General features: G+C 67.2%; 16 protein-coding genes. 11 read left to right on the top strand and 5 right to left on the bottom strand.

Annotated features, from left to right (window positions below; translation table 11 throughout):
- Entirely contained in the window at positions 1-1,317 is a 1,317-nt protein-coding gene (locus ACSQ9I_RS10405; RefSeq protein WP_436313123.1) for a sulfatase family protein, read from the top strand.
- Here the strand turns inward: ACSQ9I_RS10405 and ACSQ9I_RS10400 are convergent, their stop codons facing one another.
- Positions 1,318-2,277 carry an AraC family transcriptional regulator gene (locus ACSQ9I_RS10400; protein ID WP_436313122.1) on the bottom strand — a complete coding sequence of 320 codons (960 nt, stop codon included), beginning with the start codon at positions 2,275-2,277 and terminating at the stop codon, positions 1,318-1,320.
- A 75-nt stretch (positions 2,278-2,352) separates the two neighbouring features.
- Between ACSQ9I_RS10400 and ACSQ9I_RS10395 the strand changes: the two genes are divergently transcribed.
- The 9 genes from ACSQ9I_RS10395 (at position 2,353) to ACSQ9I_RS10355 (ending at position 10,133) form a co-directional block, all read left to right on the top strand.
- The gene (locus ACSQ9I_RS10395) at positions 2,353-2,913 is read left to right on the top strand and encodes a PadR family transcriptional regulator (RefSeq protein ID WP_436313121.1); all 561 of its coding nucleotides are present in this window, start codon (positions 2,353-2,355) and stop codon (positions 2,911-2,913) included.
- A gap of 140 nt (positions 2,914-3,053) precedes the next feature.
- Entirely contained in the window at positions 3,054-3,893 is an 840-nt protein-coding gene (locus tag ACSQ9I_RS10390) for a siderophore-interacting protein (RefSeq protein ID WP_436313120.1), read from the top strand.
- A 119-nt stretch (positions 3,894-4,012) separates the two neighbouring features.
- On the top strand, positions 4,013-4,528 hold the full coding sequence (locus tag ACSQ9I_RS10385) for a hypothetical protein (RefSeq protein ID WP_436313119.1): 516 nt from the start codon (positions 4,013-4,015) through the stop codon (positions 4,526-4,528).
- A 118-nt stretch (positions 4,529-4,646) separates the two neighbouring features.
- Complete coding sequence (locus ACSQ9I_RS10380; protein WP_093102362.1) at positions 4,647-4,859, top strand: AbrB/MazE/SpoVT family DNA-binding domain-containing protein; 213 nt, start codon at positions 4,647-4,649, stop codon at positions 4,857-4,859.
- A gap of 17 nt (positions 4,860-4,876) precedes the next feature.
- Positions 4,877-5,254, top strand: coding sequence for a type II toxin-antitoxin system VapC family toxin (locus tag ACSQ9I_RS10375; protein WP_436313118.1), 378 nt, complete (start codon positions 4,877-4,879; stop codon positions 5,252-5,254).
- Entirely contained in the window at positions 5,251-7,884 is a 2,634-nt protein-coding gene (gene mutS, locus ACSQ9I_RS10370) for a DNA mismatch repair protein MutS (RefSeq protein WP_436313117.1), read from the top strand. Before ACSQ9I_RS10375 ends, mutS begins: the two co-directional genes overlap by 4 nt.
- A gap of 24 nt (positions 7,885-7,908) precedes the next feature.
- Positions 7,909-8,736 (top strand): proteasome-type protease, encoded by an 828-nt coding sequence (locus ACSQ9I_RS10365; protein ID WP_093102358.1) that lies wholly within the window; start codon positions 7,909-7,911, stop codon positions 8,734-8,736.
- Positions 8,737-8,741: 5 nt separating this feature from the next.
- Positions 8,742-9,545: an alpha/beta fold hydrolase gene (locus ACSQ9I_RS10360; protein WP_093102356.1), complete on the top strand. Its 804-nt coding sequence runs from the start codon at positions 8,742-8,744 to the stop codon at positions 9,543-9,545.
- A 126-nt stretch (positions 9,546-9,671) separates the two neighbouring features.
- On the top strand, positions 9,672-10,133 hold the full coding sequence (locus ACSQ9I_RS10355; protein ID WP_436313116.1) for a hypothetical protein: 462 nt from the start codon (positions 9,672-9,674) through the stop codon (positions 10,131-10,133).
- Positions 10,134-10,229: 96 nt separating this feature from the next.
- On the opposite strand, the gene ACSQ9I_RS10350 is transcribed toward ACSQ9I_RS10355, so the two are convergent.
- The 4 genes from ACSQ9I_RS10350 to ACSQ9I_RS10335 are packed head-to-tail and all read right to left on the bottom strand — an operon-like array spanning position 10,230 to position 14,031.
- The gene (locus tag ACSQ9I_RS10350) at positions 10,230-11,054 is read right to left on the bottom strand and encodes an undecaprenyl-diphosphate phosphatase (RefSeq protein WP_093102353.1); all 825 of its coding nucleotides are present in this window, start codon (positions 11,052-11,054) and stop codon (positions 10,230-10,232) included.
- A gap of 53 nt (positions 11,055-11,107) precedes the next feature.
- Positions 11,108-11,758: an aspartate/glutamate racemase family protein gene (locus ACSQ9I_RS10345; protein WP_436313115.1), complete on the bottom strand. Its 651-nt coding sequence runs from the start codon at positions 11,756-11,758 to the stop codon at positions 11,108-11,110.
- 9 nt (positions 11,759-11,767) lie between these two features.
- Positions 11,768-12,673: a transporter substrate-binding domain-containing protein gene (locus ACSQ9I_RS10340; RefSeq protein WP_436313114.1), complete on the bottom strand. Its 906-nt coding sequence runs from the start codon at positions 12,671-12,673 to the stop codon at positions 11,768-11,770.
- Between the two features lie 29 nt (positions 12,674-12,702).
- The gene (locus tag ACSQ9I_RS10335; protein WP_436313113.1) at positions 12,703-14,031 is read right to left on the bottom strand and encodes an aspartate aminotransferase family protein; all 1,329 of its coding nucleotides are present in this window, start codon (positions 14,029-14,031) and stop codon (positions 12,703-12,705) included.
- 124 nt (positions 14,032-14,155) lie between these two features.
- Here ACSQ9I_RS10335 and ACSQ9I_RS10330 point away from each other — a divergent pair, with 124 nt between their 5' ends.
- Positions 14,156-15,025 (top strand): MurR/RpiR family transcriptional regulator, encoded by an 870-nt coding sequence (locus tag ACSQ9I_RS10330; protein ID WP_436303489.1) that lies wholly within the window; start codon positions 14,156-14,158, stop codon positions 15,023-15,025.
- The last annotated feature ends 23 nt before the right edge of the window (positions 15,026-15,048 follow it).

The following is a 15,048-nucleotide window of genomic DNA, read 5'->3' as shown; positions in this document are numbered from 1 at the left end:
ATGCAACGTCCCAACATCATCTTCATCGTCGCCGACGACCTCGGTTTTGCCGACCTCGGCTGCTACGGCGGCCGCGATGCCGACTTCGGGCCCGTGTCGCCGGTGCTCGACCGGCTGGCCGCGAACGGCATCCGCTTCACGCAGGGCTACGCGAACTCGCCGGTGTGCTCGCCCACGCGCTTCGCGCTGATGACGGCGCGCTACCAGTACCGCCTTCGCGGCGCGGCCGAGGAGCCGATCAACAGCAAGAGCCGCGGCAGCGCCACGCTGGGCCTGCCGCCGGAGCATCCCACCCTGCCCTCGCTGCTGCGCGAAGCGGGCTACCGCACGGCCCTCATCGGCAAATGGCACCTGGGCTTTGCGCCGGCCTTCGGTCCGCTGCGTTCGGGCTATGAAGAATTCTTCGGCCCCATGTCGGGCGGCGTCGACTACTTCACGCATTGCGATTCGAGCGGCCGGCACGACCTCTGGTCGGGCGAGGAAGATCAAAAGGAAGAGGGCTACCTCACCGACCTGCTCTCGCGGCGCGCGGTCGACTACGTTGCGCGCATGGCGAACAAGGATGCACCCTTCTTCCTGAGCCTGCATTACACCGCGCCGCACTGGCCTTGGGAAACGCGCGAGGACGCGGCCAAGGCGCCCACAGTGAAGAACAACCTGTTCGACCTGGCCGGCGGCAACATCCACACCTACCGCCGCATGATCCACCACATGGACGAAGGCATCGGCTGGATCTTGGCGGCGCTCGAGAAACACGGCATCGCCGGCGACACGCTGGTCGTGTTCACCAGCGACAACGGCGGCGAACGCTTCTCCGACAACTGGCCGCTGGTCGGCGGCAAGATGGACCTGACCGAAGGCGGCATCCGGGTGCCGTGGATCGCGCATTGGCCCGCGCTCATACCTGCCGGCGGCGAGAGCGCCCAGCATTGCATGACGATGGACTGGTCCGCCACGATGCTCGACGCGGCAGGCGCCAAGGCCGACCCGAGCTACCCGCTCGACGGCGTGTCGCTCCTGCCCGTGCTGCGCGACGCGACGACGAGCTTCCGCCGCCCGCTGCACTGGCGCATGAACCACCGCAATCAGCGCGCCCTGCGCGACGGCGACTGGAAGTACCTGCAGGTCGACGGCAACGAGTACCTGTTCAACATCCCGGCCGACGAACGCGAACGCGCCAACCAGGCGCCGCGCGAGCCCGAACGGCTGGCCGCGATGCGCGAAGCCTGGCAGGCCTGGAACGCCGGCATGCCCCCCATCCCTCATGACGCGACCGTGAGTCTCGGCTACTCGGTCAAGGACATGCCGCAGCGCTAGTCAGAGCGGCCGCACCGGCATGCACAGCGTGCAGTTGAACGCCCCCGTCTTCTCGTCCATCTCGAAGTCGCGGCCGTAGATTTCGATCGGCGCGCCGTCGGCGGGCTGGTAACCGCTGCCCGGCAGCCAGTCGCACAGATTCATCCAGGCCGTATGGATCTCAGTCGACGGGCCGGTGAATTCGGTGCAGGCATAGCGCCCGCCACCAACCGTCTGCACGCCGATCTCGCCCTCCAGCCGGAACCCCTCGCCGACCTCGATGCAGGCGTCGTAGCGGCACTTCGCCGGCGGCGTGACGTCGGGGTTGTCGTGGCTGACGCCGTACATCGTGCGCCGCGGTTCCATCAGGCCGTGCTCGCCGCACCAGGCGGCGAAGCGCTGCCAGGTGCGCGTGATCCCCGAGTCGCCATACGGGCCGACCTGCCGCATGTAGGCCACGCGGACCTCCGGCAGGGTCTTGAGTTCGATCTTCATTTCGCTGTCTCCTGAACGAGGAACAGGCCCCTTGGGCCAGGAACGTTCATCCTGTCGGAAAGCCTCGGCCACGGCTTGATGCGCCTTGCGGTCGGCTTGATGAATCTTGCCGAGTTCGATGCGGTGGCGTTCGGCCCACGAACGGTAGGCGCCGCGCCGCCAGTCCGTGGGGGTGACGCCGAAGTGCGCATTGAAGGCCCGCGTGAACACCGCCGCCGAGCCGAAGCCGACGTCGAGCGCGATCGCCAGCACCGGCTCGGGCGGCAGGCCCAGCAGCCGGGCCGCCGCCACCTCCAGCCGGCGCCGCCGCACGCAATCGGCCAGCGTCTCGCCGGCCATGGCCTGGAATACGCGATGGAAATGCCAGGAAGAAAAGTGCGCGACGCCAGCCAGCGTCGCGAGATCGAGCGGGTCGGCCAAGTGCGCGTCGATGTGGTCGATCACGCGGTTGATGCGTGCGACATAGGTGCGGCGCGGGCTGGTCATCGGTCCCAAGCCTTGACTAAGATAATATTTAGATATATCTTTATATAATCAGATAACGACATCGAGCCCATTCCAATGCGATCTTTCAAGCACTTTCTGCACGGCCATCCCCGCGGCGACCATGGCGACGGCTTGGCCGGCGGGCGTGGCGGCGGTGGCAGTGGCAGTGGCCGCATCTTCGGCCACGGCGGCCTGCGTTTCGTTCTGCTGCAGCTCATCGCCGACAAGCCCAGCCACGGCTACGAGTTGATCAAGTCCATCGAGGACCGCCTGGGCGGCCGTTACAGCCCCAGCCCCGGCATCGTCTACCCCACGCTCACCCTCCTCGAGGAAACGGGCTGCGTGAGCGTCGACCTCGCCGACGCCGGCGGCCGCAAGCGCTACAGCATCACCGAGGCCGGCCGCGAATTCCTTGCCGCCAACCGCGAGATCACCGACGAGATGATGGCGCGCATGAAAGGCGGCGTCGACGGCGCAGGCCCGCGCCACGGCCGGCCGCCGCAGGTGGTGCGCGCCATCGAGAACCTCAAGCTCGCGATGCGCATGCGCCTCGCGCGCGAACCCCTCACCGAACAACAAGCCCACGAATTCGCCGCGGTGCTCGACAGCGCCGCTCAACAACTTGAAAGGATTTGAGTTCACCCCCAGGCTTCGCGCACTTCGTGTCGCTACGCCAACCCCCTCGCCGGGGGCAACACCAGCGGCCCGGCGAAGCCGGTTCCGCGGTGTTCCCCGAACGGGCCTGGCTTCACCGGCCAACAACTGAAATCGACGACATGACTTATCTTTCCTCTCCCCCTTCTTCTCCTGGCCCCGACCGCCTGCCGCGCCGCGTGCGCCATGAACTTCGCTTTCGCAAGCTCGAGGTGCGCGCGGTGCAGCGCGTGGCGCCGCACTTGATCCGCATCACGCTCGGCGGTGAGGACCTGGCCGGCTTCACCAGCCTCGGCTTCGACGATCACGCCAAGATCTTTTTCCCCGATGCCGGGACCGGCGCGCTCACCGTGCCGACCGTCGGCCCCGACGGACCGGTCTGGCCCGAGGGCCCGAAGCCGACCATGCGCGACTACACGCCGCGCCGCCACGATGCCGTGGCCGGCACCCTCGAAGTCGACTTCGCGCTGCACGAGGCCGGTCCGGCCACGCAGTGGGCCGAACAGGCCAAGGTCGGCGACCTGCTGGGCGTGGGCGGGCCGCGCGGCTCCTTCATCGTTCCGACCAACTTCGACTGGCACCTTCTGATCGGCGACGACACCGCCCTGCCCGCCATCTGGCGCCGGCTGACCGAGCTGCCGGCCGGCGCGCGCGCGGTGGTGCTGGCAGAGGTCGACAGCGAGGCCGACGAAATCCCCTTCGAGACCCGGGCCAGCTTGGACTTGCAATGGGTGCACCGCCGCGGCGCCGAACCGGGCACCGGCAGCGGCCTGCTCGATGCGCTGCGCAAGCTCACGTTGCCGGCCGGCGACTTCCATGCCTGGGTGGCCTGCGAATCGTCCGCCGCCAAGGCGCTGCGCACCCATCTGGTCGGTGAACGCGGCGCCCATCCCAAGTGGATGCGGGCCTCGGGTTACTGGCGCCGCGGCGCCGTGGCCACCCACGACACCCACGAGGACTGAGCCCGCGCGGCCGGCCGAACGCCCTATGCCTTGAAGGCGTTTGACACCCCATGCCCGCGCGTCCAGAATTTCCAGGCTGAATACTTAATGGCTATATCTATATCCCTGGGAGCCGACAGATGGACATCGGACTTGCGCAATGGCAGTTCCTGGTGGCGCTGTTGACGGGAGCGCTGCTCCTGTTCGTCATCATGTGGATCGCGTGGCACCGCGTCGCCGAGCGGCGCGAAACCGAACGCCGCATCGCGGCGGCCAGGGTGCGATCGGGTCACATACCGCTCGAGATCCCGACCGTGCGCGGCGGCCTGAGCGTGAGCGGCGATTCGCCGCCCGACACCCTGCCCGAGTGGTTCATCCAGGGCAAGGGCGAACATGCCATCGTCGACGAACAGCCGCGCATCCACGTGCGCTATTTAGACCCCCGCGGCCAGAAGGCGGAGTGCACGATGCAGGTCGATCACCTCGACGTGCAGAAGAGGATCCTCCACGGCCACGGCGAACTGCCGGGCGACCTGCGCCGCATTTCGCTGCACCAGATCACCGGCGCGCGGATCGCGGAGTCGGGCCAGCGCTTCAACATCGACACCTGGGTCGACGCCGTGCGCGTCGCGCGCCGGCGCCGCGGGCAGCTGTAGCCATCTCCTCGTTCTCCTTGTGACGGGCGCCCGCCGCGAGCGGGCGCCCGCTCGTCGGCGTGCCTCGGGAAGCGGGTATATTCTTACCGAATCCCCATCGATCAATTCGAGGTACGAAATGACCGCCACCGCGACTCTGTCCAGCAAGTTCCAGATCTCCATTCCCAAGGCTGTTCGTGAAGAACAGCACTGGGAGGCAGGCCAGGAGTTCGTTTTCGTTCCCAAGGGCAAAGGTGTGCTGGTCATGCCGGTGCCGGAACTGGACCAGTTGTCCGGCATCGCCAAGGGCGCAAGAAAAGACGGCTACCGCGACCGCAAGGACCGCTATTGATGGCCGCGTCAACGCGCGTGGTCGATACCTCGGCCTGGATCGAATGGCTCACCGGCAGCGCGCTCGGCAAGAAACTCGGCAAGGAATTCCCCGACAAAGCGCGCTGCATCGTTCCAACCATCGTCCAGCTCGAACTGTCGAAATGGCTGATGCGCGAGGTCGGCGAAGAACAAGCGGACCAGGTTATCGCCTATACGCAAAAATGCGTGGTCGTGCCGCTGGACACCTCCATCGCACTGCTCGCGGCCGAATTGCACCGCGAGCACAAGCTGGCGACGGTGGATGCCATCGTCTACGCAACGGCGCGACACCAGGGCGCTGATCTGCTGACCTGCGATGCCCATTTCGAAGGCTTGCGCAACACGATGTACTTTCAGAAAACGGAGCGCTCATGAGCCGAGGCGACACACCCGAACTCGCCTCGCACACCCCGATGATGACCCAGTACCTCGGGCTCAAGGCGGACCATCCCGACACGCTGCTGTTCTACCGGATGGGCGATTTCTACGAACTGTTCTACGCCGATGCCGAGAAGGCCGCGCGCCTGCTCGACATCACGCTCACGCAGCGCGGGCAGTCGGCCGGCCAGCCGGTGGTGATGTGCGGCGTGCCCTTCCACTCGGTCGATACCTACCTCGCGCGGCTCATCAAGCTCGGCGAATCGGTGGCCATCTGCGAGCAGGTGGGCGAGGTCGGCGCGGCCAAGGGCCCGGTGGAACGCAAGGTGGTGCGCGTGGTCACGCCGGGCACGCTGACCGACACCGAACTCCTCAACGACAAGAGCGATTCGCTGCTGCTCGCGGTGCACGCCGGCACGCGCAACTTCTGCGGCCTGGCCTGGCTCAGCGTCACCGGCGCCGAGCTGCGGCTGGCCGAATGCCCCGCCGATGCGCTGGAAGCCTGGATCGCGCGCATCGCGCCGAGCGAGCTGCTCTACAGCGCCGAGGTGACGCCCGGCTTCGAGCAGCGCCTGAAGGCCGCGCGCAACGGCGCGCCCTTCACGCTCTCGGTGCGGCCCGCCTGGCAGTTCGACGGCGGCCTCGGCGAGCGCAAGCTGTGCGAGCAGATGGGCAGCAACAGCCTGGCCGCCTGGAGCGCCGAATCGCTGGCCAGCGCGCATGCGGCCGCCGCGGCGCTGCTGGGCTATGCGGAGCACACGCAGGGCAGAACGCTTTCGCATGTGCAACGGCTTTCGGTCGAACGCGACGGTGAGCTGATCGAGCTGCCGCCGACCACACGGCGCAATCTCGAACTGGTGCAGACGCTGCGCGGCGAAGACTCGCCCACGCTGTTCTCGCTGCTCGACACCTGCATGACGGGCATGGGCAGCCGCCTGCTCAAGCGCTGGCTGCTGGCGCCGCGGCGCGAGCGCGGCGATGCAGAGGCGCGGCTCGAAGCCATCGACGCGCTGCAGTCCACAGCGCCCGGCGCCATCGCGGCGCCGTGGCGCACGCTGCGCGATCGGCTCAAGAACACCAGCGACGTGGAACGCATCGCCGCGCGCATTGCGCTTCGGCAGGTGCGTCCGCGCGAGCTGGTCGCGCTGCGCATGGCACTCGCCAAGGCCGAAGAGCTGGCGCCCGCCCTGCCCGGCTCGGCCGCGCTGCTCGCGCGCATCGCCGAGCAGTTGGCGCCGCCGTCCGGTTGCGTCGAACTGCTGGTGGCCGCCATCGGCCCCGAGCCTTCCGCGCTGGTGCGCGACGGCGGCGTGATCGCCGACGGCCACGACGCCGAGCTCGACGAGCTGCGCGCCATCAGCGAGAACAGCGACGCCTACCTGCTGCAGCTCGAAGCGAGCGAACGCGAGCGCACCGGCATCTCGAACCTGCGCGTGCAGTTCAACCGCGTGCACGGCTTCTACATCGAAGTCACGCAGAGCGCGCTCACCAAGGTGCCGGACAACTACCGCCGCCGCCAGACGCTGAAGAACGCCGAACGCTTCATCACGCCCGAGCTCAAGGCCTTCGAGGACAAGGCGCTGTCGGCGCAGGACCGTGCCCTGGCGCGCGAGAAGTGGCTCTACGAGCAGCTGCTCGATGCGCTGCAGCCCTCGGTCGCGGTGCTCGGCCGGCTCGCCAACGCACTGGCCACGCTCGACGCGCTCTGCGCGCTGGCCGAGCGCTCGCACACGCTGCACTGGCGCGCACCGAGCTTTGTCGCCCACCCCTGCATCGAAATCGCAAAGGGCCGCCATCCGGTGGTGGAGGCCCGCCTCGCAGAAAAATCATCGGGCGCATTCATTGCAAACGACACCCGCATGGGTCCTCAACAACGCATGCAGGTGATCACCGGCCCCAACATGGGCGGTAAATCGACTTACATGCGGCAGGTCGCGATCATCGTGCTGCTGGCTTCGATCGGCTCGCACGTGCCGGCCGAGGCCTGCCGGCTCGGGCCCATCGATGCCATCCACACGCGCATCGGCGCGGCCGACGATCTCGCCAATGCGCAGTCGACCTTCATGCTCGAGATGACCGAGGCGGCGCAGATCCTGCACGGTGCCACCGCCCATTCGCTGGTGCTGATGGACGAGATCGGCCGCGGAACGAGTACTTTCGATGGCCTCGCGCTCGCCGCCGGCATCGCGGCGCAGCTGCACGACCGCACGCGCGCCTTCACGCTCTTCGCCACCCACTACTTCGAGCTCACCGAGTTCCCGGCCACGCACCACGGCGCCGTCAACATGCACGTGAGCGCCACCGAGGCCGGCCGCGACATCGTGTTCCTGCACGAGATGCAGCCGGGCCCGGCCAGCAAGAGCTACGGCATCCAGGTCGCGCGGCTCGCCGGCATGCCGGCTGCCGTGGTCAATCATGCGCGCCAGGCCCTCGAAGCGCTGGAGGCCCAGCAGACCCAGACGCGCGCCCAGGTCGACCTGTTCGCGCCACCGCCGGCGGTGGAAGCACCGCCTGTGAGCGCCGTAGAATCCGCGCTGACTGTGCTCGACCCCGACACGATGAGCCCGCGCGAAGCGCTCGAAGCGCTCTACGCACTCAAGACACTCCACGCGCGCGAACAGGGCTAGGCCCGATTCGTGCGAGAAGACCTCATGACCTACTGCGTCGGCATCAAACTCAACGCCGGACTGGTGTTCCTCTCCGACTCCCGCACCAATGCGGGCGTCGACCACATCAGCACCTTCCGCAAGATGATCGTCTACGAGCAGCCGGGCGATCGCGTCATGGTGCTGCTGTCGGCCGGCAACCTGAGCATCTCGCAGTCGGTGCGCGAGATCCTGCAGATCGAGGAGCTGCGCGAGACCGAAGACAGCCCGCCGATCACGATCTGGAATGCCAAGAGCATGTTCGATGCCGTGCGCGTGCTCGGCTCGGCGGTGCGCCACGTGTACGACCGCGACGCCGAGGCGCTCAAGCACGCCGGGCTCGACTTCAACGTCTCCTTCATCTTCGGCGGCCAGGTCAAGGGCGAAGGCATGCGCCTGTTCCTGGTCTACGCGGCCGGCAACTTCATCGAAGCGACCAACGAGACGCCCTACTTCCAGGTTGGTGAATCCAAGTACGGCAAGCCGGTGCTCGACCGCGTGCTGACGCCTGACACCCCGCTGGACGAGGCCGCCAAGTGCGCGCTGGTCTCGATGGATTCAACGATGAAGTCGAACCTCTCCGTCGGCCTGCCGCTCGACCTCGTGGTCTATGAAGCCAACCGGCTCGAAACCGACAAGGTGGTCTGCATCGACGCCGACAACCCCTACTACCGGATGATGCACAACAGCTGGGGCCAGAAGCTGCGCGAAGTCTTCGACAGCATCGAGGACCCGGTCTGGGACGACGCTTACACCGAGCATCCGCTCAAGATGCCGGCGACCCGCCACAGCCCGCTGCGCAAGATCTCGACACCTGAAGAAAAGCTGATCTGAAGGGCATGCCTTCGATCGTCTTCTCGCACGGGAACAGCTTCCCGGCGAGCACTTACCGCGTGATGCTCGACAGCCTGCGCAACCGCGGCTTCGAGATCGACGCGATCGAGAAATTCGGCCACGACCCGAAGTACCCTGTCACCGACAACTGGCCGCACCTGGTGCAGCAGCTGGCCGACTTCGCGCGCACGCGGGCCGACGCGGCCGGCGGCCCGGTGTTCCTGGTCGGCCATTCGCTGGGTGGCTTTCTGAGCCTGATGTGCGCAGCGCTGCATCCCGCGCTCGCGCGCGGCGTGGTGCTGCTCGACTCGCCGCTCATCGGCGGCTGGCGGGCCAACACCTTGAGCCTCATGAAGCGCACGCCGTGGATGAAGAGCGTCTCGCCCGGCATGGTGAGCCGCAAGCGCCGCAACAGCTGGGAGCACCGCGAGGCGGTGTTCGAACACTTCCGCAGCAAGAAGGCTTTTGCGAAGTGGGACGAACGCGTGCTGCGCGACTACATCGAGCACGGCACCTTCGACATGGAGGATGCCCGCACCTTGAGCTTCGACCGCGACATCGAGACCGCGATCTACGACACCGTGCCCCACAACCTCGGCGCGCTGCTGCGCGCCCATCCGCTCAAGTGCAACGCGGCCTTCATCGGCGGGCGTCAATCGGTCGAGATGCGGCGCGTGGGCATGACGATGACGCAGCAGGTCACCAAGGGGCGGATCATGATGCTCGACGGCACGCATCTTTTTCCGATGGAAAAGCCGATCGCTACCGCCGCGGCAACGGAAGCATCGCTGCGCAACCTGATGGCCTGAACGGCCATTCGAGACGCCCGCGCGCTTGGCCCTCCGGTTGGCTCTTCAGGCCCAGTGCGCCGCCCCGAGAAAGAGCAACACTGCAAGCGGATTCCACGAGGTTCACAAGGGTTCAGCAGGTTCGCCATGGCACCCACGCCGATCGAAAACGAGCTCATGCATCGCACGCTGCAGGCCATCGAGCAGATGCTGTCCGAGGTCGAAGGTTCTGCGCGGCAGGCGCCGTGCTTTCCGTCCGGCGAGTTCGATCCGATGTTCTTCGACGCTCCGAGCCATCGCAGTCCGCCCGCGCAATCGGCCGTCTATTTCTGCCTGAACTCCGCCAGCGCGCTGCTGGAGGTGACGCGTTCGCTGCTGGTCCGCCTTGAAGAGCCTTCCGCTCCCTGCGGCCATCTACCAGGCTGGAGCGAACTGAGCGAGCTGTCCAAGGCCGCCGGGCAGTCGGCCTACCTGGCCGCGGTGATGCTGGCCGATCCCAGAAACCGGAACCTCGCACCTCTGCGCCGCGAGCATGCCCAGACCCGCACGCCGGTCGGCGCCCACGTCAAGGCGAAACTGAAGACCTTGATCGGCGCGAAGCCGGCCTAGGGCCTGTTAACGCTATTTGCGGGGTCGCATGCCTTCCCTTCGGGTGCCCAGCCAAGGGGCCGTCTGCGGCGTTGCCCGCAAATAGCGTAACAGGCCCTAGTCAGCCCAGACCACCGCCCCGCTCCACGCCGTCGCCAGCACCACGATGCCGAAGGCGATGCGGTACCACGCAAAGGGAATGAAGTCGTGCGTGCTGATGTACTTCAGCAGCCAGCGCACGCAAAGCCAGGCGCTCGCGAACGAAAAAACCAGCCCGACGGCGAACAGCGGAATGTCGACCGCAGACATCAGCGCCCGTTCCTTGTAGAGGCTGTAGGCGCCGGCGCCGATCAGCGTCGGAATCGCGAGGAAGAAGGAGAAATCGGTCGCCGCCTTGCGCGACAGGCCCAGGAGCATGCCGCCGATGATGGTGGCGCCGCTGCGGCTGGTGCCGGGGATCATCGCAAAGCACTGCACCAGCCCGACCTTGAGTGCGTCCCACGGCGTCATGTCGTCGACGTTCTCGATGTGCACCGAGCCCGGCGGCCGCTTCTCCGCCCACAGGATGATGAAGCCGCCGATGATGAAAGTGCTGGCCACGACCACCGGCGTGAACAGGTGCGCCTTGATCAGCTTGCCGAACACGAGCCCCAGCACCACGGCGGGCAGGAAGCCGATCAGCACGTTGAGCGCGAAGCGCCGCGCTTTCGGCTGGCGCGGCAGCGCGACGACAGTCGAATGGATCTTCTGCCAGTAGACCAGGATGACCGCGAAGATCGCGCCGGTCTGGATCGCGATCTCGAAGACCTTGAACTTGTCGCCGTTCAATCCCAGCAGTGAACCGGCGAGGATCAGATGGCCGGTCGACGAGATCGGCAGGAACTCGGTCAGGCCCTCGACGATGCCCATGATCGCGGCCTTGACCAGCAAAACGATATCCACGCGCGCTCCTTGTAAGAGCGCCGATTATCGCGAGGCCGGGAGTCAGTTGGCGTTCAGCTCAGCCGCGCACGCAGCGCGCGCACTGCGCTGTCGACCGTGGTCAGCACCGGCAGCCCCGCTGCGCTTTCGCAGGCAACACGGGCACGCGCCATGCTGAACTGCGCCAGCGCGATGCGCGTGCAGCCCTTGTCGCGCAGCGCGCTGGCCTGCTTCGCGATGAGCGCATCGTGTCGCGCCGCATCGCCCCCGTTCAGCGCATCGAGTGCGCCTTCGGCCAGCGCGAGCTCGAGTTCCACGCCGGCCGGAAACTCCGGCGGCATGGAGTCGAGCGTCGGCTGGAAGGTCGCGATGAGCCCCAGCTTGCCTGCGCCCGCCGCGGCCTCCGCGGCCTCCGCGACCATCGCTTCGTTCGGCTTCAGCACCGGCATGGCCGCATGCCGACGTGCAACCGCCTCGATGCACGGACCGAAGGCCGAGCAGGTGAAGAGGATGCCCATCGCCCCCGTATCGACCGCGTACTGCGCGAGAAGCTGGAAGCGCTCGTGCATCGCCTCGTCGAGCCCTCGGCCGCCGCGCGCGAGATCAGCCGAGAGGCTGTCGTCGAGCAGGTTCATCAATTGCGCTTCAGGCCAGTCGCGCGCGAAAGCGGCGTTGATGGGCGCCACCGAGTGGCTCAATGCATGGATCAGGGCGATGCGCGTCATGAACGAGGTTCAGATGCCCTTCGACGACGGGTTGGCAAAAGCCTCCTTCGTCTCGGCATTCATCGGATAGTTGATGTTGATGTTCTTGGGCGGGATCGGCGACACGAACCACTTGGCGTAGAGCTTCTCCATCTCGCCCGACTTCATCATGCCACCCACCACGCGGTCGACCAGCGCCTTGAATTCCGGGTCGTCCTTGCGAAACATCAGCGACTGGTTCTCGGTGCGCAGGCTCTCGCCGGTGATGATGAAGTCCTTGGGATTGCGCGCGTTCGCGATCTGGCCGGCGAGCAGGATGTCGTCGAGCACGAAGGCCTGGGCGCGGCCGCTCTCCACCAGCAGGAAGGAGTCGGTGTGGTCCTTGCCGGCCAGGTTGGTCACCTCGAGGTTCTTGCCCTTGTCGGCTTCGCGCAGCAGGCGGAAGGAGGTGGTGCCGGTGGTGGTGACCACCGTCTTGCCCTGCAGGTCGGCAACGCTCTTGATGCCCGAATCGGCCTTCACCAGCATGCGCACGTTGTAGCGGAAGATGTCGGGCGAAAAAGCCACCTGCTTCTGGCGCTCGACCAGGTTGGTGGTGCTGCCGCACTCGATGTCGACCGTGCCGTTGACCACCAGCGGAATGCGGTTGGCCGAGGTCACGGCCTGGTAGCGGATCTCGACGCTGGGCATCTTGAGCTCGGCCTTCATCGCCTCGACGATGCGGTTGCAGATCTCGATGCTGTAGCCCACCGGCTTCAGATTGCCGTCGAGGTACGAAAAGCCGAAGGAGGATTCGCGGTAGCCGAAGGTGATGGTGCCGCTCGCCTTGACCTTGGCGAGCGTGCCGCCGTCCTGCGCATGCACGGCGGCCAGGGGCATCAGGGTGAAGACGGCCACGAGCGCGGCGCCCAGGGTCGACAGGCGTGGGAAGGTCATGGGAAAGCTCCTCGGAAGGGTGGAAGAAATCAGATGGCGCGTACGACGGCGTCGATGGACGCCGCGAGCCGCGTCGCGATCTCGCGCAGGTCCTGCCGCGTCGCGATGAAAGGCGGTGCCAGCAGCACGTGGTCGCCGAGCTTGCCGTCGACCGTGCCGCCGAAGGGATAGCACAGGAGGCCCTGCGCCATGGCCTCCTTCTTGATGCGCACATGCAGGTTCAGCGCCGGCGCGAAAGGCGCCTTGCTCGCGCGCTCGGCCACCAGCTCCACGCCCCAGAAGAAGCCGCGGCCGCGGATGTCGCCCACGTTCGGATGGGCGCCCAGCGTCTCGCGCAGCATGGCGCCGAAGGCCTCGCCGTCCGCGCGCACCTTGGCGAGAAGCCCGTCGCGATGGATCACCTGCTGCACCGCCAGCGCCGCGGCGCAGGCCACCGGATGCCCGAGGTAGGTGTGGCCATGCTGGAAGAAGCCGCTGCCCTGCGACATCGCCTCCACGATCTTCCGCTGCGCCAGCACCGCGCCGACCGGCTGGTAGCCGCCGCCCAGGCCCTTGGCAATGGTCACGAGGTCGGGCACCACGCCCTCCTGCTCGCTCGCGTAGAGCGTGCCGGTGCGGCCCATGCCGCACATCACTTCGTCGAGGATCAGCAGCACGCCGTAGCGGTCGCAGACCTCGCGCACCGCCTTGAAGTAGCCGGGCACCGGCGTCAGCACGCCGGCGGTCGCGCCGCCCACCGTTTCGGCGACGAAGGCGATCACGCTGTCGGGCCCCTGCCCGAGGATTGCCGCTTCGAGTTCATGAGCCAGGCGCTGCCCGTACTGCTCGGGCGTTTCGTCGGCGCGCTGCTCGCGGTAGGGATAGCAGGGCGAAACGTGGGTGGCCGGCACCAGGATCGGCGCGAAGGGCGCGCGCCGCCACGCATTGCCGCCGACCGCGAGCGCGCCCAGCGTATTGCCGTGGTAGCTCTGGCGGCGCGCGATGAAATGCGTGCGCTGCGGCTGGCCGATCTCGACGAAGTACTGGCGGGCCATCTTGAGCGCCGACTCCACGGCCTCCGAGCCGCCGCTCACCAGGTAGACGTGGCTCATGCCCCCGGGCGCGGTGCGAATCAGCTCGTCGGCGAGCTGCTCGGCGACCTCGCTGGTGAAGAAGCTGGTGTGGGCGTAGGCGAGCTTGTCGATCTGCGCATGCATCGCGGCGATCACGTCCGGATGGCCGTGGCCCAGCGAGGAGACCGCCGCGCCGCCCGAGGCATCGAGGTACTCCCGGCCCTCGGCGTCGCGGATCGTCATGCCCTGGGCGGCGACGGCGAGCTGCGGCGTGTGACGGAGGTGGCGGTGGAAGACGTGCGTCATGCGGTTCGAGGTCTGGAACTAATGTATTGACGGAATTATTGTTTGGAACATTTGTTCCGTCAAGAAGTCCATGAAACACCGCTGTTCCATCCGGTACATTCGTTCCAACGACGAAAGACAAACCATGGGTGTCAAGGACGATCTCCGCCAGCGCTACGAGAGCCTGAGCCCTGCCCTGCAGCAGGTCGCCAAGTACGTGCTCGACCATCCGAACGACGTGGTGACAAGCTCGATGCGCAGCGTCGGCACGCGCGCCGGCAGCACGCCGGCCACGCTGGTGCGCTTTGCGCAGCTCCTGGGCTACGCGGGCTGGCCGCAGTTCAAGGACGCGGTGGCCGCGGAGATGGGCCTGGGCTCGTCCGACGCCTACGGCGCGCGCGCCAAGACCCTGATCGGCCGCGCCAAGGACCAGGGCCTGGCCGGCGAGATGTTCGAGGTGCAGCGGCGCAACCTGGAGAACACGCATCGCCAGAGCGAGGCGGCGCTGCAGAAGGCCTGCGCGGTGCTGGAGAAGGCCAACGCCGTGCACGCGGCGGGCTTTCGCGCCTGCTTTCCGATCGCCTTCTCCTTCGTCTACGTCTACCGGATGTTCCGTTCGAGCGTGCATCTGGTTGACGGCCAGGGCGGCTCGCTCGAGATGCAGCAGCGCGCCTTCGCCAAGGGCGACGCGCTGGTGGTCGCCAGCTTCGTGCCCTACTCGCGCGAAGCGCTGCAGGTCGCGCAGGCCGCCAAGGCGGTGGGCTGCCGCATCGTGGCCATCACGGACAGCATCGCCTCGCCGTTGTCGCTGCTGGCGGACGAGACTTTGCTGTTCGCGATCGACAGCCCGTCCTTCTTTCCCTCGGTCGCGGCGGGCGTGGCCGTCACCGAGGCGCTGGTGGAGATGCTGGCCAGCCGCGCCGGCAAGCCGGTGATCCGGAGCATCGACGAGGCCGAGTCGCAGCTCTTCGAATCGGGTGCCTACCTGCAGGCGCCGCGGCCGCGTGGCGGGTGAACCGGCGCCTCTCGCGGCGGCCT

Source organism: Variovorax sp. LjRoot84 (genome assembly GCF_964254305.1).
Taxonomy (GTDB): Bacteria; Pseudomonadota; Gammaproteobacteria; order Burkholderiales; family Burkholderiaceae_C; genus Variovorax.
This window is presented reverse-complemented; position numbering and strand designations above follow the sequence as displayed.

Excerpts from the sequence above, each read along its gene's own strand:
- ACSQ9I_RS10405 (WP_436313123.1), top strand. The coding sequence starts at position 1 with ATGCAACGTCCCAACATCATCTTCATCGTCGCCGACGACCTCGGTTTT.
- ACSQ9I_RS10400 (WP_436313122.1), bottom strand. The coding sequence starts at position 2,277 with ATGACCAGCCCGCGCCGCACCTATGTCGCACGCATCAACCGCGTGATC.
- ACSQ9I_RS10395 (WP_436313121.1), top strand. The coding sequence starts at position 2,353 with ATGCGATCTTTCAAGCACTTTCTGCACGGCCATCCCCGCGGCGACCAT.
- ACSQ9I_RS10390 (WP_436313120.1), top strand. The coding sequence starts at position 3,054 with ATGACTTATCTTTCCTCTCCCCCTTCTTCTCCTGGCCCCGACCGCCTG.
- ACSQ9I_RS10385 (WP_436313119.1), top strand. The coding sequence starts at position 4,013 with ATGGACATCGGACTTGCGCAATGGCAGTTCCTGGTGGCGCTGTTGACG.
- ACSQ9I_RS10380 (WP_093102362.1), top strand. The coding sequence starts at position 4,647 with ATGACCGCCACCGCGACTCTGTCCAGCAAGTTCCAGATCTCCATTCCC.
- mutS (WP_436313117.1), top strand. The coding sequence starts at position 5,251 with ATGAGCCGAGGCGACACACCCGAACTCGCCTCGCACACCCCGATGATG.
- ACSQ9I_RS10365 (WP_093102358.1), top strand. The coding sequence starts at position 7,909 with ATGACCTACTGCGTCGGCATCAAACTCAACGCCGGACTGGTGTTCCTC.
- ACSQ9I_RS10360 (WP_093102356.1), top strand. The coding sequence starts at position 8,742 with ATGCCTTCGATCGTCTTCTCGCACGGGAACAGCTTCCCGGCGAGCACT.
- ACSQ9I_RS10355 (WP_436313116.1), top strand. The coding sequence starts at position 9,672 with ATGGCACCCACGCCGATCGAAAACGAGCTCATGCATCGCACGCTGCAG.
- ACSQ9I_RS10345 (WP_436313115.1), bottom strand. The coding sequence starts at position 11,758 with ATGACGCGCATCGCCCTGATCCATGCATTGAGCCACTCGGTGGCGCCC.
- ACSQ9I_RS10340 (WP_436313114.1), bottom strand. The coding sequence starts at position 12,673 with ATGACCTTCCCACGCCTGTCGACCCTGGGCGCCGCGCTCGTGGCCGTC.
- ACSQ9I_RS10335 (WP_436313113.1), bottom strand. The coding sequence starts at position 14,031 with ATGACGCACGTCTTCCACCGCCACCTCCGTCACACGCCGCAGCTCGCC.
- ACSQ9I_RS10330 (WP_436303489.1), top strand. The coding sequence starts at position 14,156 with ATGGGTGTCAAGGACGATCTCCGCCAGCGCTACGAGAGCCTGAGCCCT.